The sequence below is a fragment of the Janthinobacterium sp. 1_2014MBL_MicDiv genome (genome assembly GCF_001865675.1).
GTDB lineage: Bacteria > Pseudomonadota > Gammaproteobacteria > Burkholderiales > Burkholderiaceae_D > Janthinobacterium.
This window is the reverse complement of record NZ_CP011319.1, coordinates 4,581,526-4,602,313: the sequence shown is the minus strand read 5'-3', so window position 1 is coordinate 4,602,313 and position 20,788 is coordinate 4,581,526. Positions and strand designations below refer to the sequence as shown.

Here is a 20,788-nt window from a genome sequence, read left to right as displayed (position 1 = left end):
GCGCTGCCGGCCCGCGTGGAGCCCTGATATTTTGTCGATAGGAATTGCCATTAACCCTACGTTGCAGCGCCAGTGCGCCTCATCCTGTCCTGTGTCGCGCCATGTCCGCCAGCGCTGACGTCAAGACGCGCGCGGTAAGCGCCGTCAAATGGGCAGCGCTCGGCACGGTGACGCGCTTCGTGCTGCAGATGGGCGTGCAGATCGTGCTGGCGCGCTTGCTGGGGCCGGAAATCTACGGCCTGTTCGCCATGGGCTTGCTGGTCATGACACTGAGTACCTTCCTGGCCGATTTCGGCTTTGCCTGGGGCCTCGTGCAAAACCAGGAACTGCATGACGACGACATCCGCTTCGCCTTCACGTGGCAATGCCTGTCCGGCGCGGCCGCCATGCTGGGCCTGTACCTGCTGGCGCCGTGGATCGCCGCCTACTTCAAGGAGCCGCGGCTGGTGCCCATCGTTTGCTGGCTGAGCCTGACATGCCTGCTGAGCGCGATGACGGCGCCCAGCAGCAACCTGCTGCGGCGCCAGCTCAATTTCCGCTGGCTCAATATCGCGCAGATTCTCAGCTATGTGCTGGGCTACCTGTGCGTGGGCATTCCGCTGGCCCTGCTCGGCGCGGGCGTCTGGACCCTCGTCAGCGCCTGGCTGGTGCAGGCGTTGAGCCTGCTGTTGCTGACGTATTGCCGCCACCCCCATTCCTTGCGTCCGCTGCTGTGGTATGCGGGGGCGCGCCGTTCGACGCATACGGGCGGCACCGTCTTCATCACCAATCTGAGCAACTGGTTCTTGAACAACCTGGACCGGGTTTTCCTGGGCCGCATCCTGAATGCCCACGCCGTCGGCGTGTATGCGGTGGGCTACAACCTGGCCAACACGCCCAATTCGCTGTTCCTCAGCGCCTTGCAGCCGGCCTTCCTGGCGGCCGGCGCGCGCCTGCAGGACGACGTGGCGGGCTTGCGGCAGGCCTACCTGTCCGTCATCGCCGCCACCTGGATCGTCATCGGCCCCATCTTCGTGGTGCTGGCCTGCCTTGCCGGCGACCTGATCGCCACCCTGTATGGCGATGCCTGGCGCGAATCGAGCCGCGTGCTGACGGTGCTGGCGCTGGGCATGCCCGCCTATGTCACGTGGGGCATGTCGACGCCCATACTGTGGAATACGGGCGGCAAGCACCTGGAGGCGCTGCTGCAGATGCCGCTGATCGTGCTGGCGGGTATCGCACTCTGGCAGTTTTCCAGCCTCGGCGTGGTGGTGGTGGCCGCCATCGCGTCCGGCACCTTGCTGGCGCGCGCGCTGCTGATCGGCGTGACGGCGTGCCGGCGCTTGCAGCTGGGCATTATCGACCTGTGGCCCAGCGCCTGGCGCTCCGTCGTGCTGATGCTGCTGGCGGCGGCCGGTGCGCATGGCGGGTCGCTGCTGGGGCATGCGCATGGCCACGGGCCGTTGCCGGCCTTGTTGCTCGGTTCATTAGGCGGCGGCGGCCTGTGCCTGCTGGCCGGCTTGCTTCATCCACAATTGCTGGGACGGCGCATCGTCGACCTGCTTGGACGCTTCAGTCCGCCGGTGCCGGCACGGGTCGGTGTTTATCTTCGTAGTAAATGTTCAGTATGATGAGATTGATATGATTGAATTTATCGTCGGCTTGGTGGTGTTGATCGCCGCAATCGTGGTGGTCGCGGGCGTCGCCCTCAGTGCGCATTGGGGGCAAAAACGGGAACTGGGCTTGGTGCAGTACATTGCCTATCCGATTTTGCTCACCTATGCATTGTCCATGTTGTTATCGGGCAGAGACCTTGCCTTTCCCGATGACGTGCTGGCGATCGTCGTCAACAAGAGTCCCATACTTGTATGGATAGGCCGTTTTACCTCCATCTTTCTGATTTTTGCCTGCGGCGAACGGATAGTGCGGCGCTTGCTGAGCACCGATGTCAAACCTTTGCCGGGCATGTTGATATTTGCATTCTGGGCATTCTTTATCAGTAATACGTTGAGCCCGGCATTTTTTGGCCAGTATTTTTACCTTTCGCACGAGTTTCTGTATGCCTTACTCGCTTGTCAGGCCGCATTGTTCGCCAATACCAAGGCCGATGTCGATGCCATGACGGTCGTGCTGCGCAACGCCCTGTATGCCTTGCTGGTGGCCAGCGCCGCCTGCATCGTCTGGAAGCATGGACTTGTTCTAAGCACCAACTATCACGGATTGATTCCCGGGCTGAAGCTGCGCTATGCGGGCTTGACCAGCCATGCGAACAGCCTGGGGCCGTTATGCGTGCTGTTCATGCTGTGCCTGTGGTACCAGCCGCTGAAAAATCGCTGGCTGATGCGTTTTGGCTGGGCCATGGGCATCATCAGCCTGATCCTGACGCAATCGAAGACCAGCTGGATTGCCTTTGTTCTGTCTGTCGTGGTCTTGGCCTGGTATAGCCGGCGCGATGAAATCCACGCGCGCATCCAGGACTTCCGCCGTCCTCACCTGCCTGTCCTGCTGGTCCTGGCGCTGATGTTCTGCGGTGCCTCGATGCTGGTCATCTTCATGTTTGGCGGCGCGGGTGACAAAATCGCCCGCTTCTTCACGACACGCGACGGCGCCGAACTGATGACCTTCATGGGGCGCGACCAGATATGGCAGGTGGCGATCGAAGAGTGGCGCAAGTATCCCGTCTTCGGCTATGGCCTGAATATTTTTGACGAGGCATTCCGTAACAGTGTCGGCATGCCCTATGCGACACATGCTCATAGTCAATTTTTCCAGAGCCTGTCGAGCGCTGGCAGCATCGGGGCCGCCGGGCTCGTGTTCTACACCTTTGTGATTGCGTATTTTGTCGCCAGGACCGTGCGGGCAAGCCAGGGTTTGTCGCTGGCGCTTTTTATTTTGCTCATTTGCAAATCGATCAGCGAGGTGCCGCTGTCCATGGCCAGCCTGGGGCCTGACTTGCCCATTCATATGCTGCAGTTGGCCGTCCTGGTGCGTTACTACGTTCCTGCTGGCCAGGCGCTGCGCGATCAGGCGTCGCAACGGCGCCACGCCATGGAAGGAGAGTTATCGTAATGTTGTGTTCGGTCATTATTCCTCTGTATAACAAGGAGCAATATATAACCTCTGCCATTGCTTCCGTTTTGGCGCAAAGTCATCAGGATTTTGAAATTGTCGTAGTGGACGATGGTTCCATTGATGGCGGCGCCGCCATGGTGGAGGCGATCGGCGACCCGCGGATTCGTTTGATCCGGCAGGCCAATGGCGGTGTTTCGCGCGCGCGCAATACCGGTATCGCCGCCGCGCGCGGCGACCTGGTGTGCTTCCTCGACGCCGATGACTGGTATGGCCCGGCATTCCTGGCGGTTCTGGTGGCGATGTACCAACGCTATCCTGCAGGCAGTTTTTTTTCCACCTCGTTCCTGTGCATGACGGATCCCGCGGATGGCCAACTCGATACCGATGCGGGCGCGCACTTTTCCGCGCTGGAGAATTTTTACGAATACCGCGCCGCCCATGGCGTTTTCTATTGCACCAATTCAATCGCAGTGCCTCGCGCAGCCTTGCAGTCCATGCCACAGTGTTTTCCGGAGGGCGATCATTTCGGCGAGGATCAGGACTTATGGTTTCGCTTGGCCGAGCGTCTGCAACTGGTCTTTTGTCCTGCCAAGCTGGTTGCGTACCGGATGGATGTCGCCGGCAGCCTGTGTACCGTGTACGACCTGCGGGTCATGCCGCGCGTGTTTTCCCGACTGGAGGAGCGCGCCTTGCAATTACCTGTTGACAATCCTTCAAGGCGGCCGGCATTACGTATCGTTGCCGATGCATACGTTGGCGTTGCCAGATATGCATTGCAGGATGGACGCCGTGCCGATGCCTTTGCCGCGCTGCGCAGGGCGGCCCGCCATGCGGTTAATTTGCGATGGTTGGTTACATTGATTATGTGTTCGGTAGGCAATGGTTCTCTGCTGAAACGATGGGAATTGTGGCGGGAAATGCGGATGCGTAGCTAATTTTATGGATTGCCTGAAAGTACTTTAGGTATAATCAGAAAGCGCTGATGTATTAGAATGTTTGCAACATAAGTGCCGACCGCCTCAGGTGTTCGTGCTGAAGCTTTGCGATGACGTCAAATTTGAGGCACAGCGTTATGGGCGCCGCCCGCAAGGATGTCATTCTATTTTTATGGAGGCTACAAGCATGAAAGCCGCTAAACGCACTTTGTTGTGCAGCGCAGCCTGGTTGCTGTTTCCTTATTCGCATTACGCGCATGCAGACTGGGCACAATCGACCGATGCCATGGTCGTGCGGCCTGCACCGTTCAATATGGATGTCCAGGTACAGAATCCACCGAGCTTTACGTGGGCACGTCACCCGACCAATTTTACCTCCTACACGCTGGAGATACGTTCGGGGACAACCGTGGTGCGCACCTACACGAGCACGCGCAACTGGTATCTGCCGAGCAAAGCGCTGCCGGCTGGCACTTACACCTGGCGCGTCCGTCCGACAAGTGGCACGGATTGGTCCGCCGACCGCGCCTTTGTGATCAGTGCATCGTCGATTCCATTTGAATTGCCGGAAAATGCCGACTTGCGGGCCGCGATTCTGAAGAAACCGAGACCGCGCGGCTTGCAGGCGAACCTGCCGCTGGCCAGCGCCTGGCCGGCGGATATCAAGGCCGAGCGCAGCTTGGCATTGCTCAGCTTGACCAACGAGGTCACGCGACAGGCTACAGCCCTGGCCTATCCTCGCGATAGCGACTGGACCTTGAAACTGTCTGCGGATAAAGTGGTCACGGCCGCCTTTGCCAGCCAGATGACGTCGATTCGGACAGCGATCAATTTGAATACGCGGCAGTTGACGGCGGCCTCGCTCATGTATCGCCTGACGGGCGAGCAGCGTTTCCTGAATGAGGCGCTGAGCCGTGGCGATGCACTGGCGGCTCTCAGCCCATCAGGCCCGACAAGTTATCTGAACCAGGACCAGGGCAGCCGCGCCACGTCCCTGGCACTGGTGCGTGCCGTGGACAGTCTGGGTTCCGCGCTCGATCCGGCGCGCAAGGCGGTGTGGTTGAATGTGGTCAAGCTGCGCGTCATTGATTTTTACAATGACATGACATCGAATAATGGCCGCATTGACAATTATCCGTATGATTCGCATGCCGGTTCGAATCTGGGCTATCTGGCGCTGATCTCCTCCCTGTCCCTGGGCGATATTCCCGAGGCCGACAAGTGGTTTGACTTCTCGGTACGCTATCTGGCCAGTTCCCTGATGATCTGGAGCGGCCCGGAAGGTGGTTTTTCTGAAGGTACCGCCTATGCCGAATTTACAGCCGATAATGCTTTGCAAATCTGGCCCGGCCTGGAGCAGGCTACCGGCATCAATCTGTTCAACAAGCCCTGGTCGGCTGGCCTGGCACGGTTTTTCATGCATTTCGTGCCGCCGGGAGCCAAAAACCATCTTTTCGGCGATGGACAGGAAATCGAACCGGTCTACCGCTTCCAGAAGGCTTTTGTCGCCCGCTATGCCACGCCGGAAGCGGCATGGTATGTGAAGAATATAAACGGTACGGAGGATGCCTTGAGCTTGCTGCAGGCGCCGTACCCGCTGCCCGTGAATACCGTGACCGCCGCGCCGCGCCCTCCCGCCAACGGCGCCTTGTATCCGAGTATTGGCTGGGCCGCGATGCATAGCGACTTGAATAATCTGCAGCGTACGTCCGTATACTTCAAATCCAGTCCGTATGGCTCGGTATCCCACAGCCATGGCAACCAGAATGGTTTCGTGTTGACCAGCGCAGGCGTTCCTTTGCTGAGCGAAACAGGCTGGTATGACTGGTTCGGGTCGCCGATGCATACCAGCTGGTATCGCCAAACCAAGTCCACGAATGCGCTGACATTTGACGGCGGGGTGGGGCAGGTCGTGGAAGGGTTCCGCGAACCGAAGATTTACAACGGCACGATTACCGCCTTTTCAACGACCCCGGCACTCGACTTCGTGCAGGGGGACGCGACGATGGCGTATGCCGGCGCCCTCAGCTCCGTCGTACGCCAGGTCTGGTATTTGCGCAGCAGCGATGCGGTCATTGTGCGCGATAAGGCGAGTTCGGCCACCAAGCGTACGTTTGAATGGAATTTCCACGCCTTGGCCCCGATACTGCGCGATGCGGCAGGAAAGGTCTCCATTTCGAATCAGGGACGTTCCGTTTGCGTCAAGCCCATCGGAGCGACTGCCGTGCGTTTCGAAAAAAGAACGGGGCCGCCGCCACGGGCCGGCACCTACGAGGACCATGCCGTATTCCTGAACGAAGTGCCCGCCACCAGTGTGGATTTTCTGATGCTGCTCGATGTCGGCTGCAAGAATCCGGCCGTGACGGTGACTCCCACTGCCACCGGACGTCAGGTTACCGTCGGCACACAGAGCGTGCTGGTTGTGAACTGACACCTTGAGAAAATGCCCGCGCCCCTATCTGCCGGCCGGACAGGGGCGTCGCACTGCTGGGATAAGCTGAACGCCATGATATAATTGCAATAATTAAATTATATTTTAGGCAAGGTTTATTTTCATGGATACGCAAGCGACTGTGACAACGCCGGGCAGGGTGCGACTCCTGCAACTGGTGCCTGAACCGCTTCCCACCTTCCGCGCCGACGTCGCGGTGTTGTTTGGCCGCTATCTGCCGCGTCTCGGCATCGATTGCGACCTGGTGGGCAAGCCGGGCGGCGTGGCCAATGATGAGGTCACGGCATTTTCCCGTGTCCGCACCGGTAGCGCCCGTGGCGGCCGCTTGCGCCGGGAGCTGTCATATCTCGGCACCTATCTTGGCGCCTTGCTGAAGGCGAAGCGGACTCAGTGTGATGTGATCCAGGTGCGCGACATGGTTTCGATTGGCGTGCTGGGCCTGCTGATCGCCCGCTGCAAGGGCATCCCCTTTGCGTACTGGGTATCGTTCCTCATGTGCGAAGCGCGGATTGCCCGGGCGCGCGCGCAATTGGCGGCGCATGGCGGCTTGCGCAATCGCCTGGTACTGTTGAAGGGGCTGATAGAGGAGCGCATCCTGTATCGCGTTGTGCTGCCACACGCTCGGCATGTTTTCGTGCAGAGCGATGCGATGCTGCAGATGATGTTGCAGAAGGGCATACGCAGGGAGCGCCTGAGCGCCGTGCCCATGGGCGTGGATACCCAATCGTTGTCAGGCATGCAGGTGGATGCCCGGCGTCCGCCCGATTGGCAGGATGGTCCCCTGATTGCCTATCTTGGCACGCTCGATGCGAGCCGGCAGATCGAACGCATGATCGATGCGCTGGCGCTTGTGCGCCCCCGGATCCCTGCGGCACGGCTGTTGCTGATCGGGGCGTCGGCCTTGCCGGCCGACACTGACCGCCTGCTCGCGCATGCCAGTAGCCTGGGACTGGCCGATGCCGTGCGCATAACGGGGTGGCTGCCATCGCAGCAAGCCTGGACTTTGCTGGCCAGTGCCGATGCGGCTGTCTCGTATTTCCCCCGCGGCCTTATTCATGACGTATGCTCTCCCACCAAACTGATGGAGTACCTGGCCCTGGCGATGCCTGTCGTGGCCAACGACAATCCGGACCAAGTGCGTGTATTGCGCGACAGCGGCGCTGGCTGGCTGGTGGATAGTTCGACTGAAGCGATGGCGCAGGGCTTGCTGGATATTTTGCACGATATTCCCGCCGCGAAAGCGCGCTCCGCCGCGGGGCCCGGATATATCGCATCGCACCGCAGCTACCAGGTGATCGCCAACGATGTTGCCGCAGAATATCGCCAACTTGCGGCACGCTGAACCTGGCGTGCCGTGTCTGATCAGGGGGGCGCTGCCGCAGGTGTCGCCAGCTGCCGGTAGAGCTGCATCAGCGCGGTATTGACCTGCAGCGCGTGGTGCCGCTCGCTGACGTGCGCACGCGCTGCCTGAATCAAGCGCTTGCGCAAGGCCTCATCGCCCCATAAACGCAGCAGTTCGGCCGTAAGTGCCGCCGTGTCGTGTGCCGGGACTAGCAGGCCATGCACGCCGTGCTCGATCAAGTCGGGAATGCCGCCGACCGTGGTACTCAGTACTGCCGTTCCGCTGGCCATGGCTTCCAGCAAGACCATCGGTTGTCCCTCGACGTGGGACGCCAGCGTTAAGACGCGAGCCTGGCGCAGCCAGCCGGCCTTTTCCTGTGCATCGATCCAGCCGGGGAAATGCACGTTATCCTGTATGTGGAGCTCGGCAGCCTGCGCTTGCAACGCCGCCAGATCCGGCCCGCTGCCGGCGAGTACCAGTTGCGCAGAGGGATCTGCCGCATGCAGGGTGGCGAAGGCCTGCAGCAATTCCGCGACGCCCTTGGCTGGCAGCAGTGCGCCCAAAAACAACACAACGGGTTCACGTGCCATATGATCTTCGTTGTCCTCAAATAAGCATGCCGGCACGGGATTGGGCCACAGGCGTAGCGGCAACTCCGGTGCTATCTGCTTCAGCCAGTTCTGGGCCGGCGTGGACAGGCATAGCAACTGACTGCTGCGACGGATGGTGGCAATGGCGTAGCGCCGCTGCCATCCCGCGAGATTGTCTATGAAGCGGCCAAAACCGCCACTGTGCAGGTGAAAGATGATCTTGCGCCTGGCCAGGGAGGCCATCCAGATAAAGATCGACTTGCGCCAGAAGCTGGCATCGGAGGCGACATGAATGTGCAGTACCGCCCCCTTGCCGCGCATTAGCAAGCCGGCATACTGGAGCAGGGCGAGTGCCGCCACGCCCAGCTTGTGGGTTTTGCCGCCTTCGCTGAAACTGGGCAACATGCATACTTCGCCGTCTGCGAACAGGCCTGCTTCCGCATAGACGCGGACGACGCTGGCGATGCCACCCTGGGATTGTGGTCCGGGACCGATCATGACGCATAAGGGGGAAGAACTCATCATACTTTTCATACTGTCCAGCAAGAAATATATTGTTAAAAAGGCTGTGTTGCGGGCGTGTGGGCATGCAAGTGGCCGCTACCGAGACGCGTGGATGTTCCTGCAACAGTAAACGAAGAATCGCTGTGGCATGGCGGAAGTGTCGTTTTTAGTGGCAATCCCCGGGCGTAGGCATGATGTTTTTCATTATGAAATATATTTCATTTGAAATTTAATTGCGTACGGTGCGCTGCATCAATTGTATTTTATTCTATAATGGAGTTTCTTTGACAATGTTTTTCATCGTGCTGCATTGTCTCTTTAGATACGTTCCCTAATATTTTGAAAGCTGATTATGAGTGTGATTGCCGTGATTGGCCTTGGCTACGTAGGCCTGCCGTTGGTCGTGGAGTTTGGCAAGCTGGGGCGTACCATCGGCTTTGATATTTCCGTCGAGAAGGTTCAGTCTTGCCAGCGCGGCACGGATCCTTCGCGCGAACTGAGCGACCAGCAAATGGCGGCGGCCGTGCAGGCCGAGTATTCGTCCGAGCCGCAGATACTGGCCGAGGCCGATATCATCATCGTTGCCGTGCCTACCCCTGTCGACCAGGCCCACAACCCGGATTTCTCGCCCCTGATCGGCGCCAGCCGCACGGTGGGCCAGTACCTGAAAAAAGGCGCCACCGTCGTGTATGAGTCGACCGTGTATCCGGGCGCGACCGAAGAAGTGTGCATCCCCGTGCTGGAAGAGGTTTCCGGCCTGAAGTGGATGCAGGATTTCTTTGTCGGTTATTCCCCCGAGCGTATCAATCCGGGTGACCGCAAGCATATGTTGACGAATGTCATCAAGGTTGTCTCTGGCGACACGCCGCAGACGCTCGAGCGCGTTGCCACCATGTATGAAACCATTGTCGAGCCAGGCGTGCACCGCTGCTCCAGCATCAAGGCGGCGGAAGCGTGCAAGGTGATCGAAAACACCCAGCGCGACCTGAATATCGCGTTGATGAACGAGCTGGCGATCATTTTCGACAAGATCGGCATCGATACGTCGGAAGTGCTGAAGGCGGCCGGCACCAAGTGGAATTTCCTGAAGTTTTCGCCGGGCCTGGTGGGCGGGCACTGCATCGGCGTCGACCCGTATTACCTGACGCACAAGGCGGAAATGCTCGGCTATCACCCGCAGGTGATCCTGGCAGGGCGCCGCATCAACGATGGCATGGGCAAGTACATCGCCGAGCAAACCATCAAGAACATGATCGCGTCGGGCAGCTACATCAAGGGCGCCCGCGTGAATGTGCTGGGGCTGACGTTCAAGGAAAACTGCGCCGACCTGCGCAACTCGAAGGTCGGCGACGTCATCCGTGAACTGAAGACCTACGGCGTGGAAGTGTTCGTGCACGATCCATATGCGGAACAGGAAGAGGCGATGCACGAGTATGGCGTGCGCCTGTTCAGCTGGGAAGAGTTGCCGCGCGCCGACGCCATCGTGGCGGCCGTGTCGCACCAGCAATTGCTCGACCTGCCCGTGGAAGAGTTGCAGCGCAAGCTGATCAAGAGCGGCTGCTTCATCGACGTCAAGGCGTGTTTCGACCAGCAGGCGCTGGAAGAGGCAGGCATCAAGGTCTGGCGCCTGTAAGGGCCGGCGCCGCGCATCGGCGCGGCATTTTTTTTATTGTTGCAAGGGTAATTCATGCGTATCTGGTTTGAACTGACCAACTCGCCGCACATCAATATGTTTGGGGCCATGATCCGCGAACTGGAACGCGAGCACGAGGTCGTGATCACGTGCCGGCCGCTGGCCAACACGGTCGAGCTGCTCGACTTGCATGGCTTCAAGTACACGGTGGTGGGCAAGCATTATGGCGGCCAGCTGTCGGCCAAGCTGTTTGGTTTCCCCGTGCGCGTCTACCAGCTGTGCCGCTTTCTGAGTGGCAAGAAGATCGACGTGGCGATCTCGCAGAGTTCCTTCCATTCGCCGGTGGTGGCGCGCCTGATGGGTATCCGTTCCATCTACATGAACGATAACGAACATGCGGTAGGCAATATTCCCGCGTTTTTATTCGCCAACAGCATCATGGTGCCGGAGTTTCTCGGCATGGATAAATTGAAGAAGCAATGGGCCAATCCGCGCAAGGTCCTGCACTATCCGGGCGTCAAGGAAGGGATCTATCTGTGGGAACTGGACCAGCGCCTCGGCGCCAAAGCGGTGCAGCAGCGGGCCGGGCGGGCGCGGCCCGTGGTGTATATCCGTCCGGAACCCTGGACGGCCCAGTATTACAAGGGCAGCCGCAATTTTCTTGATGAGTTGCTGTTGGGCATGAAAGACCGGGTCGATATCGTGTTATTGCCGCGTGGAAAAGAGCAGGGCGTGCATTACCAGGATCCCAAGTTTGCCGGCGTGCGCGTGGTCACCACCGCGCTCGATATCGCCGATATCGCGCCCGACTGCGACCTGTTCATCGGCGCCGGCGGCACCATGACGCGCGAGATGGCTGTGCTGGGCATTCCCACCATTTCCGTCTACCAGGATGCCTTGCTCGATGTCGACCGCCACCTGCTGGAAGTGGGCGCCTTCGAGCACTGGCCCGACTTGACAGCCGCGCAGGCGCTGGCTTACCTGGACAGCGCCACGCAGAAACCGCCGAATCGCAGCCTGCTGGAAAAGGGCCGCGCCGCATATGAGCTGGTCAAGCGGCAGCTCGTCAAAGGCTAATTTTAATCAACAACATCCGTGACGATGGCGGCACAGGCCCTCATTGTCACGGCAGCGCTAAAGGACAGGACAATATGATACGCCTCGCAGTAGTAGGCTTGGGCAAGATGGGCTTGTCCCATCACTCCATGATCAATGCACATCCCGGTGTCACGCTGGCGGCCGTCTGCGACGCCACCGGCTACATGCTCGACATCCTGGGCAAATATACGGGCGTCAAGACCTATACGGACTTCGACGTCATGCTCAATGAACTGGAACTCGATGCCGTCATCATCGCCACGCCATCCAGCATGCACGGCAAGATGGTGCTGGCCGCGCTGAACAAGAATATCCACGTATTTTGCGAAAAGCCGTTCTGCCTCGATACCGAGGAAGGCGAGCAGGCGACCCGCCTGGCGGCGGAAAAAGGCCTGGTCAACCAGGTCGGCTACCACTACCGCTTCGTCGGCGCCTTCCAGGAAGTCAAGCGCCTGCTGGACCTGGGCGTGATCGGCGAGGTGACGCATATGCTGGCCGAGGCCTACGGCCCGGTGGTGCTGAAGCCGAAGGGTTCCACGTGGCGTACCCAGCGCTCGGAAGGCGGCGGCTGCCTGTACGACTACGCGGCCCATCCGCTGAACCTGCTGAACTGGTATTTTGGCGCGCCGCGCGGCGTGGGCGGCTCCGTGCTGAACAAGATTTTCTCGGCCGACACGGACGATGAAGTGTTTTCCACCCTGTATTACCCCGATGGCAAGAGCGCCCAGCTGTCCGTCAACTGGAGCGATGAGTCCTACCGCAAGATGTCGACGAAGATCAGCGTGTGGGGCAAGAACGGCCGCATCACCGCCGACCGTCAGGAAATCCAGGTCTATCTGCGCGACGCCAGCGGCGCGCCGGAAGGCTACGGCGAAGGCTGGACCGTGCGCTACACCACGGAATTGACGGAACCGGTCGACTTTTACCTGCGCGGCGAGGAGTACTCGGCCCAGCTCGATTACTTTGTCCGTTGCATCGTCGACAAGCGCGCGGACGACAATGTCAACTCGTTCGCTTCCGCGCTGGCGACCGACCGCGTCATTTCGATGCTGATCGCCGATGCGGAAAAAGGTCCTGGCGTGCTGTCCGGCGATGCCTTGCCGGAACTGCCGAAAAAGAAAAAAGGTTTCTTTTTCGGCCGCTGACATGCCGCGCAGCAGGAATTCGATACGAAATATGAATGGAGCAGGAAATGGATCAACTCGATCGTTTGTTATTTGGTGATAATCAGTTCTTCGGCGTGAATCATATGTCGGAGGAAAAAGCGCGGGCCCAGGCCATGCGTTTCCAGGATATCAAGGCCGTTATCAAGGTGCTCGATAGTGCCTATGATGAAGGAGTGAAATCCTTCATGTGCACGACCCATGACCGTATCGCACAGGTGTGCGATCACATGCGCGCCGACCCGGTGCGCTACAAGGACTTCAAATTCATGCCTTGCATGCCGTATGCCCACAAGTATGCGAATGCCGTCACGGAAGACGGCATCATGGGCGCGCTCAAGCGTTTTACGCCCGATGAAGGCTTCCTGAATGCCGCCTTGCGTGGCGGCAAGGCCTTGGCGACCAAGGATATCGAAGGCATCATCACCCTGCTGGTGGATGCGGAAATGAAGATGTTCGCCGGCCTGAATACGCCCGTGATCTTCCTGCAGAACGTGGTGGTCGACCTGTTGCTGGGCCTGGGTTTCAAGGATGCCTTCTCGATCTTCTCCAATCACGTGCGCAAGCGCTACAACGCCGAGCCCGGCTTCATCACGATGAATCTGCCGATGCTGCTCGACGTGCTCGAAGAGCAGGGCATCGACAACCCCATCGTCTGTTCGAACATCAACAAGGTGGGCTTCCGCATGTCCGGCGGCTTCGACGCCTACCAGAGCGCCTTGCGCGACCGCAAGTTCCGCGCGATCGCCATGTCCGTCTTCGCCTCGGGCGCCATCGCTCCCGAAGAAGCGATCGAATGGGTGTGCCAGCAGCCGAACATCGAGTCCATCGTCTTTGGCGCTTCCAGCCGCGGCAATATCCGCAACACGCGCGAACTGGTGGACCGCTACTGGCCGGCGGCGCAGGAGCAGGCATCATGAAGACGATCTACCTGGTGGCCGGCGCGCGGCCCAATTTCATGAAGATCGCGCCCATCGTGCGCGCGCTGCAAGGCCATGCGCGCCTGGCGTTCAAGATCATCCATACGGGCCAGCACTACGACCGCGAGATGAACGACGTGTTTTTTGAAGAGCTGGGCATCCCCGAGCCGGACGTCTTCATGGCGGCAGGCGGCGGCTCGCACGCGGAACAGACGGGCAAGATCATGCTGGCCTTCGAGCAGCTGTGCCAGGCCGAACGGCCTGCCGCCGTGCTGGTGGTGGGCGACGTCAATTCCACGCTGGCCTGCTCGATCGCGGCGAAAAAGCTCGGCATTCCCGTGGCGCACGTGGAGGCCGGCCTGCGCAGCGGCGACATGGGCATGCCGGAAGAGATCAACCGTCTCGTGACGGACAGTATCTCGGACTGGTTCTTCGTCACGGAGCCGAGCGCCGTCGAGCATTTGCGGCGCGAAGGCAAGCCGGAAGCCGCCGTGCATTACGTGGGCCACGTGATGGTCGACAACGTCCTGTACCAGGCTGAAAAACTGGGCCGCGAGTCGCCGCAGCAATTTGAAACGTCGGCCTTCAAGGCGGCGCACAGCGGCGCGGGCGCGCGCTATGGCGTGGTGACCCTGCACCGTCCGAGCAATGTCGACAGTGCCGAAGACATGCGCAAGGTAGCGGGCGCCCTGGTCGAGATCGCCGCCGACCTGCCCCTGATCTTTCCCGTGCATCCACGCACGCGCGCCAACCTCGACAAGTTTGGCATCGACCTGGGACCGAACATCACGCTGGTGGGGCCGCAAGGCTACATGGCCTTCCTCGACCTGTGGAAGGATGCGGCGCTGGTGCTGACCGACAGCGGCGGCCTGCAGGAAGAGACCACGGCGCTGGGCGTGCCCTGCATCACCATCCGCGACAATACGGAGCGTCCCGTCACCGTCGACGAGGGCAGCAATATCCTGGCCGGCACGGATCCGCTGCGCATCGTGGCCGAGGCGCGCAAGGTGCTGCGCGGCGAAGGCAAGCAGGGCCGCCGCCCGCACCTGTGGGATGGCCAGGCCGCGCAGCGCATCGTGGCGCAACTGGACCAGGAACTGGCATAGGCAGGCAAGGGATAGGCTGAAAGAGGACTGGACTGGCGCACAGGGCGGACACGGATAGCGCCGCCCATGCGCTCGCAAGACGGCCGATGGCTGGCGGCACGCCAGCCGGACGCCGCATCCACCCCAAACAACGATGGAAAGCGATCGACGATGAAAGCAATGATACTGGCTGCAGGCAAGGGCACCCGCGTGCGCCCCCTGACCTATGATTTACCGAAACCGATGATACCCATCCTGGGCAAGCCGGTGATGGCTTACCTGGTCGAACATCTGTCCCGCTACGGCATTACCGAAATCATGGTCAATGTCAGCTACCTGCATGAAAAAATCGAGGAATATTTCGGCGAGGGGCACCAGTTCGGCGTGCAGATCGGCTATTCCTTCGAAGGTTATACGAATGACGCGGGCGAAGTCGTGCCCGAGCCGCTGGGTTCGGCCGGCGGCATGAAGAAGATCCAGGAATTCGGCAACTTTTTCGATGAAACGACCATCGTGCTGTGCGGCGATGCCTTGATCGACCTCGACATCAAGTCGGCCCTGTTCGAACACCGCCGCAAGGGCGCGCTGGCATCCGTCATCACGCTTGAAGTGCCGTGGGACAAGGTGTCGAGCTATGGCGTGGTGGTCAGCGACGCCGACGGCCGCATCCGCGCCTTCCAGGAAAAGCCGGCGCAAGCCGATGCGCTGTCCAATTGCGTCAGCACGGGCATCTATATTTTCGAACCGGAAGTGCTGGCATTGATCCCCAGCGACCGGCCGTTCGACATCGGCTCGGAACTGTTCCCCCTGCTGGTCGAGAAGGGCTTGCCTTTCTATGCGCAAAAACGCGACTACAACTGGATCGATATCGGCAGCGTCAAGGATTACTGGGAAGTGCTGCAAAGCGTGCTGATGGGCGAAGTGGCCCAGCTGGACGTGCCCGGCATCCAGATCGACGACGGCCTGTGGGTCGGCTTGAATACCAGCATCGACTGGAGCGGCGGCACGCGCATCGAAGGCCCCGTCTACATCGGTTCGGGCAGCCGCATCGAGGCGGGCGCGACGATCATCGGGCCGACCTGGATCGGCCACGGCAGCCACGTGTGCGCGGGCGCCGAAGTGGTGCGCAGCGTGCTGTTCGAGTACACGCGCGTGCTGCCGGGCGTGGTGCTCGATGAAATGATCGTCTTCAAGGATTACAGCGTCGACCGGGCCGGCGAGATGCGGCACGCGTCGCAATATGACCCCGACGCCTGGGCCAATGCGCGCGACCGGCGCAACCGCCGGCGCGCCGACATGTCCGTGGAATTACGCGCAGTCAAATAACCAGGAGCCCCGACATGAACATCTATCCAGTGATCTTGTCGGGAGGCTCCGGTAGCCGTCTATGGCCGCTGTCGCGCCAGGCGCTGCCCAAGCAATTGTTGCCGCTGGTATCGAGCCAGACCCTGCTGCAGGAAACCGTGCTGCGCGTGCGCGACCTGGGCGCCGTCGGGCTGACGGTCATGCCGCCGCTGCTGGTGTGCGGCAACGAGCACCGTTTCATGGTGGCAGAACAGCTGCGCCAGATCGGCGTGGCGCCGCTGGCCATCCTGCTGGAACCGCTGGGGCGCAACACGGCGCCGGCCATGGCGGCCGCCGCGCAGTATCTGCTGGCGCGCGATGCCGATGCCCTGATGCTGGTCTTGCCCGCCGATCACCTGATCGGCGACGTGGCCGCGTTTCACCGGGCGATCGCGCAGGCCGCGCCGCTGGCGGCCGCGGGCGCCCTGGCCACGTTCGGCATCGTGCCGACCGCCGCCGAAACGGGTTACGGCTATATCCTGGCCGGCGCCGCGGTGCCCGGCTCGGCGCAAGGGCGGCAGGTCGAGCGCTTCGTGGAAAAGCCGGACTTGCCCACGGCCCGCGCCTTGCTCGCCGATGAGCGCTACCTGTGGAACAGCGGCATGTTCCTTATGCGCGCCGCCGCCTGCCTCGGCGAGTTGCAGGCGCTGGAACCGGCCATGCTGGCCGATTGCGAGCTGGCCGTCGCGCACGGCTGTCGCGACCTCGACTTTTTCCGCCTGGAGCCGGCCGCCTTTGCCCGCTGCCGCAGCGTCTCGATCGACCATGCCGTGATGGAGCACACGCAGCGGGCCGTCGTCGTGCCGGCCGCCATCGGCTGGAGCGATATCGGCTCCTGGTCGGCCCTGTGGCAAGCCTTGCCAGGCGATGAGCATGGCAATGTCGTGCGCGGCGATGCCTATCTCGATGGCGCGCACAATTGCCTGGTACGGGCCGGCAGCCGCATGCTGGCCGTGCTCGGGGTGGACGACCTGGTGGTCGTCGAGACCGATGATGCCGTGCTGGTCGCGCACCGCGATCAGGTGCAGCGCGTGCGGCAGGTGGTCGAGCACCTGGAGCGGCATGCGCGCACCGAGCATGTCCAGCACCGCCTCGTGTACCGCCCCTGGGGCAGCTACGAAGGCATCGACATGGGCGAGCGCTTCCAGGTCAAGCGCATCGTCGTCAATCCCGGCGGGCAGCTGTCGCTGCAGATGCACCATCACCGCGCCGAACACTGGGTGGTCGTGCGCGGCACGGCCCGCGTCACCTGCGGCGAGACCGTCAAATTACTGACGGAAAACGAATCCACTTACATTCCCATCGGCATGACGCATCGCCTGGAAAACCCGGGCAAGCTGCCGCTGCACCTGATCGAGGTGCAGACGGGCAGCTATCTGGGGGAAGACGATATCGTGCGCTACGCCGACGCCTACCAGCGCGCCTGAGGTTCAGGGCACGCGGTGCATCACATCCGGCGTGCAGCCGCTCTTGACGACCTTGCCAGGGTTGCCCACGACGATGGAATACGGCGGGATGTCTTCCGTGACGACGGCGCCGCCGCCAATGCGGCTGCCGCGCCCGATGGTGATGCCGCCCGTGATGATGGCGTGCGGGCCGACCCACACCTCGTCTTCCAGAGTCGGGTAACCGGTGATGCGCTGGCCATCCTTGGCAATGCGGTCGCTGCGGCCCAGCGTGACGCCATGGAACAGTGTGACATTGCGGCCAAGGACGGCGCCCGGACTCATGACCATGCCCCAGCCGTGGGTGAGGGAAAAGCCGGCGCCGATCTGCGCCTTCCACGGGAAGTCCACGCCCGCCCGGCTGGCCGCGTAGCGATGCAGCAGCTTGCAAAAGGGCAAGAACATGGGCCACAAGCCGCCCGCCTGCGATGCCGCCTGGCAGAGGCGGGCGGTGGCGACGACACGGAAGGTCCTACTGAGTAAAATTTGCTTGAAGGTCAAGCCCCAGCTGCTGCGACCGAATTGCCGATACGTGTCCGCCTTTAATGCTGTCCAAGTTGCCATACAGTCACCATGTTTCCCATCCTGTTGTCGTTGGCACTGATTATATCTTTACTATGTTTGTGCATGCCGCGATAAAAACCGGCATCCAAATTTGATGCCATAAAGAAATTATTCATTAAAAAAAGAATAATACAATAAATTGCTTTATGCTATCATTCTCACTGGTTAAATTAATTCAATTCTCGTGGGCAACTTATAGCCTGCAATTACGTTTGGTGGAGTCGCATGAAGAAACATATTTGCTCAGTCGTGGCCACCGTGGCATTTGCCGGTGCCGCCCTGTTTTCCCAGGCCGCCGCAGCCGCCGTCGTCGACATCAGCTCCGTGCCGACGGCCGTGACGCTGGCGAATGGCGGATCGCTGACCTTTGGCGACAAGTTTAAATCCGGCAACAAAGACAACTTTTTCAACGATCATTTCACGTTCAACGTGGCGCAGCTCAGCAATGTGAACCTGGTGGTGACGTCGACCAGCACGAGCGCGGCGAATGGCTTGAACCTGACGGGCCTGGGCCTGTACGACAGCGCCAACCACAGCCTGCTGCAGGGTGCGCAGGTATTGACGGGCAAGGATGACAAGTGGACCTTGTCCTTTGCCAACCTGGCAGCCGGTTCTTATTACGTCAAGGTCAGCGGCAACCTCGTTTCGGGTGCGGGCGCTACCTTCAGCGGCAATGGCAGCCTGGTGTCGGCCGTGCCGGAACCGGCAAGCTACGGCATGCTGCTGGGCGGCCTGGGCCTGCTGGGCTTCCTGGCGCGCCGTCGCCAGAAGTCTGCCTGAACACCGCGGCATCGCTCCCTTTCCGCATTTTTATCCTGCGGCCAGCCTGTGCCGGCCGCTGTTTTCTTGGTGAAAAGTATGAACAAAATTCTCAAATCCCTGTTCCTGGCGATCATGCTGGCCGGCAGCAGCCTGGGCGCGCAAGCGGCCCCCGTCGACATCAGCCACGCGCCCGTCGACCTGACGCAGGACTTGCTCGATTATTCGGGCAGCAACCTGTTCGGTTCGTTTACGCTGGCGCCGGGCCAGTTGGCAGGCGCCGAGCACAACTTCTTCAGCGACAAGTTCCTGTTTACCTTGACGGGTAGCAATGATTTCAGCGGCCTGGCCACTTCCCTGAAGCCGAGCCTGAACTCGGGCCTGACCTTGACGGGCTTCAGCCTGAAAAACGCCGGCGGCATCGTCTTGCAAGGCGCGCTGGACCTGGTGAACTTCACGGCGTCGGACCAGGCCTGGGTCCTGTCATCCAGCGCGGCGCCCCTGAGCGCTGGCGATTACTTCCTGGAAGTCAATGGCTACGTGGCTTCGGCCGCCGGCGGCAGCTATAGCGGCAACGTGTCGGTCAATCCCGTGCCGGAACCGGAAACCTATGCCATGCTGCTGGCAGGCCTGGGTCTCGTGGGCTTCATGGCGCGCCGCCGCAAGCAGCAGGCGTGATGGCCGTGGCGTGAATGGAAAAGCGGAGGCCTCGGCCTCCGTTTTTTTTGGGCCCCGTTTCCGGGGCCATGTTCGCGGCTATAATTGTTGGCACTATTGGCGGCCGGCAAACGGCCGTTTTGATCAATCGCACGTGTATCTTGCCACGGTATCCCCATTGCGTATTTCACTCTGTCTGTCGCTGGCATTGCTGGCCAGTAGCGCCCATGGCGCCGAACCTGCCGCCGCGCCCGGCTTGCAGCCGTCACAATTGGCCATCGTCATCAATGATGCAGAGCCGAACAGTATCGAGGTAGGCGAATATTACCGCCAGGCGCACGCCATTCCTGCCGCCAATGTCGTGCATGTGCATATCCCGAACCGGCCGCGCAAGCTGAGCATGGACCAGTTCGCACAACTGAAGGAGCGCATCGACAGCCAGCTGAAGCCGGGCATCCAGGCCGTGCTGATGGTGTGGAGCGCGCCGTATGCGGTCGAGTGCAATTCGATCACGTCGGCCTTTACCTTGGGATATGACGGCGGACAGTGCGCGAAGAGCTGCGGCGCCGGCAAGGCCAGCACCTACTTCAACAGCAATACGGGCCAGCCCTTCAGCCAGCTGGGCCTGCGTCTGTCGATGTTGCTGCCCATCGATTTTGTCGAAGAGGCCAAGGCGGTCGTCGACCGCGGCACCGCCAGCGGTTTTGCCGTGCCGGCCGCCAGCGCCTATTACCTGAACACGAGTGAAGGCGCGCGCAACAGCCGCGCGGCATTTTTCCCGCCTGCCGGGATGGTGCGCCAGCGCAAGCTGACGATCAAGAACATGAAGGCCGATGTGCTGGAAGGCGCACAGGACATCATGGTGTACCAGACGGGCATGGCGAAGGTGGACAAGCTCGACACCTTGCGCTTCCTGCCGGGCGCCCTGGCCGACCATCTGACCTCGTTCGGCGGCGATTTGCAGGGCACGGCGCAGATGAGCAGCCAGCGTTGGCTGGAGGCGGGCGCGACCGCCAGTTATGGCACCGTCAGCGAGCCCTGCAATTATTGGCAGAAATTTCCCAATCCCACGGTGCTGCTGCGCCGCTACCTGAGCGGCATGACGGCGCTCGAAGCGTACTGGGGCAGCGTCGCCTGGCCCGCCCAGGGCTTGTTCATCGGCGACCCCCTGGCGGCGCCCTACGCCAGCTTCCGTCGCTGACGGCAAGCTGGCATGACGGCAGGCGAAAAAAATGGCTCGTACGAG

The 20,788-nt window shown here is 60.9% G+C and carries 17 protein-coding genes; 15 read left to right on the top strand and 2 right to left on the bottom strand.

From position 1 onward, the window contains the following. The first annotated feature begins 101 nt into the window (after positions 1-101). The 5 genes from YQ44_RS19800 (at position 102) to YQ44_RS19780 (ending at position 7,780) form a co-directional block, all read left to right on the top strand. Positions 102-1,610 (top strand): lipopolysaccharide biosynthesis protein, encoded by a 1,509-nt coding sequence (locus YQ44_RS19800; protein ID WP_071324842.1) that lies wholly within the window; start codon positions 102-104, stop codon positions 1,608-1,610. Between the two features lie 10 nt (positions 1,611-1,620). Next, positions 1,621-3,048 (top strand): O-antigen ligase family protein, encoded by a 1,428-nt coding sequence (locus YQ44_RS19795; protein WP_071324841.1) that lies wholly within the window; start codon positions 1,621-1,623, stop codon positions 3,046-3,048. Then, positions 3,048-3,986, top strand: coding sequence for a glycosyltransferase family 2 protein (locus YQ44_RS19790; protein ID WP_071324840.1), 939 nt, complete (start codon positions 3,048-3,050; stop codon positions 3,984-3,986). The genes YQ44_RS19795 and YQ44_RS19790 overlap by 1 nt, the downstream gene beginning before the upstream one ends. A 187-nt stretch (positions 3,987-4,173) precedes the next feature. After that, positions 4,174-6,417: a heparinase II/III domain-containing protein gene (locus YQ44_RS19785; protein ID WP_232250950.1), complete on the top strand. Its 2,244-nt coding sequence runs from the start codon at positions 4,174-4,176 to the stop codon at positions 6,415-6,417. A 124-nt stretch (positions 6,418-6,541) separates the two neighbouring features. Beyond that, positions 6,542-7,780: a glycosyltransferase gene (locus YQ44_RS19780; RefSeq protein WP_071324839.1), complete on the top strand. Its 1,239-nt coding sequence runs from the start codon at positions 6,542-6,544 to the stop codon at positions 7,778-7,780. A 20-nt stretch (positions 7,781-7,800) separates the two neighbouring features. On the opposite strand, the gene YQ44_RS19775 is transcribed toward YQ44_RS19780, so the two are convergent. Further along, positions 7,801-8,895, bottom strand: coding sequence for a glycosyltransferase family 4 protein (locus YQ44_RS19775; RefSeq protein WP_071324838.1), 1,095 nt, complete (start codon positions 8,893-8,895; stop codon positions 7,801-7,803). 331 nt (positions 8,896-9,226) lie between these two features. On the opposite strand from YQ44_RS19775, the gene YQ44_RS19770 reads away from it, so the two are divergent. The 7 genes from YQ44_RS19770 to YQ44_RS19740 all read left to right on the top strand — a co-directional run bounded on the left by YQ44_RS19770 (position 9,227) and on the right by YQ44_RS19740 (position 17,544). Beyond that, entirely contained in the window at positions 9,227-10,507 is a 1,281-nt protein-coding gene (locus tag YQ44_RS19770; protein WP_071324837.1) for a nucleotide sugar dehydrogenase, read from the top strand. A 54-nt stretch (positions 10,508-10,561) separates the two neighbouring features. Next, a complete protein-coding gene (locus YQ44_RS19765; protein WP_071324836.1) occupies positions 10,562-11,584 on the top strand; it encodes a DUF354 domain-containing protein in 1,023 nt (340 codons plus the stop codon). Between the two features lie 74 nt (positions 11,585-11,658). After that, positions 11,659-12,750, top strand: a complete 1,092-nt coding sequence (locus YQ44_RS19760) for a Gfo/Idh/MocA family protein (RefSeq protein ID WP_083411966.1) — start codon at positions 11,659-11,661, stop codon at positions 12,748-12,750. A gap of 47 nt (positions 12,751-12,797) precedes the next feature. Continuing rightward, on the top strand, positions 12,798-13,688 hold the full coding sequence (locus YQ44_RS19755; RefSeq protein ID WP_071326634.1) for a hypothetical protein: 891 nt from the start codon (positions 12,798-12,800) through the stop codon (positions 13,686-13,688). Further along, complete coding sequence (gene wecB, locus YQ44_RS19750; protein ID WP_071324834.1) at positions 13,685-14,794, top strand: non-hydrolyzing UDP-N-acetylglucosamine 2-epimerase; 1,110 nt, start codon at positions 13,685-13,687, stop codon at positions 14,792-14,794. Before YQ44_RS19755 ends, wecB begins: the two co-directional genes overlap by 4 nt. Before the next feature lie 150 nt (positions 14,795-14,944). After that, a complete protein-coding gene (locus tag YQ44_RS19745) occupies positions 14,945-16,099 on the top strand; it encodes a sugar phosphate nucleotidyltransferase (RefSeq protein ID WP_071324833.1) in 1,155 nt (384 codons plus the stop codon). Positions 16,100-16,113: 14 nt separating this feature from the next. Continuing rightward, entirely contained in the window at positions 16,114-17,544 is a 1,431-nt protein-coding gene (locus YQ44_RS19740) for a mannose-1-phosphate guanylyltransferase/mannose-6-phosphate isomerase (protein ID WP_071324832.1), read from the top strand. Positions 17,545-17,547: 3 nt separating this feature from the next. Here the strand turns inward: YQ44_RS19740 and YQ44_RS19735 are convergent, their stop codons facing one another. Beyond that, the gene (locus YQ44_RS19735; protein WP_232250949.1) at positions 17,548-17,967 is read right to left on the bottom strand and encodes a DapH/DapD/GlmU-related protein; all 420 of its coding nucleotides are present in this window, start codon (positions 17,965-17,967) and stop codon (positions 17,548-17,550) included. Positions 17,968-18,351: 384 nt separating this feature from the next. Between YQ44_RS19735 and YQ44_RS19730 the strand changes: the two genes are divergently transcribed. The 3 genes from YQ44_RS19730 to YQ44_RS19720 all read left to right on the top strand — a co-directional run bounded on the left by YQ44_RS19730 (position 18,352) and on the right by YQ44_RS19720 (position 20,743). Continuing rightward, positions 18,352-18,906, top strand: coding sequence for an FxDxF family PEP-CTERM protein (locus tag YQ44_RS19730; protein WP_071324830.1), 555 nt, complete (start codon positions 18,352-18,354; stop codon positions 18,904-18,906). 78 nt (positions 18,907-18,984) lie between these two features. Beyond that, positions 18,985-19,563 carry an FxDxF family PEP-CTERM protein gene (locus tag YQ44_RS19725; RefSeq protein WP_071324829.1) on the top strand — a complete coding sequence of 193 codons (579 nt, stop codon included), beginning with the start codon at positions 18,985-18,987 and terminating at the stop codon, positions 19,561-19,563. 157 nt (positions 19,564-19,720) lie between these two features. Continuing rightward, positions 19,721-20,743, top strand: coding sequence for a TIGR03790 family protein (locus YQ44_RS19720; protein WP_071324828.1), 1,023 nt, complete (start codon positions 19,721-19,723; stop codon positions 20,741-20,743). Positions 20,744-20,788: the final 45 nt, after the last annotated feature.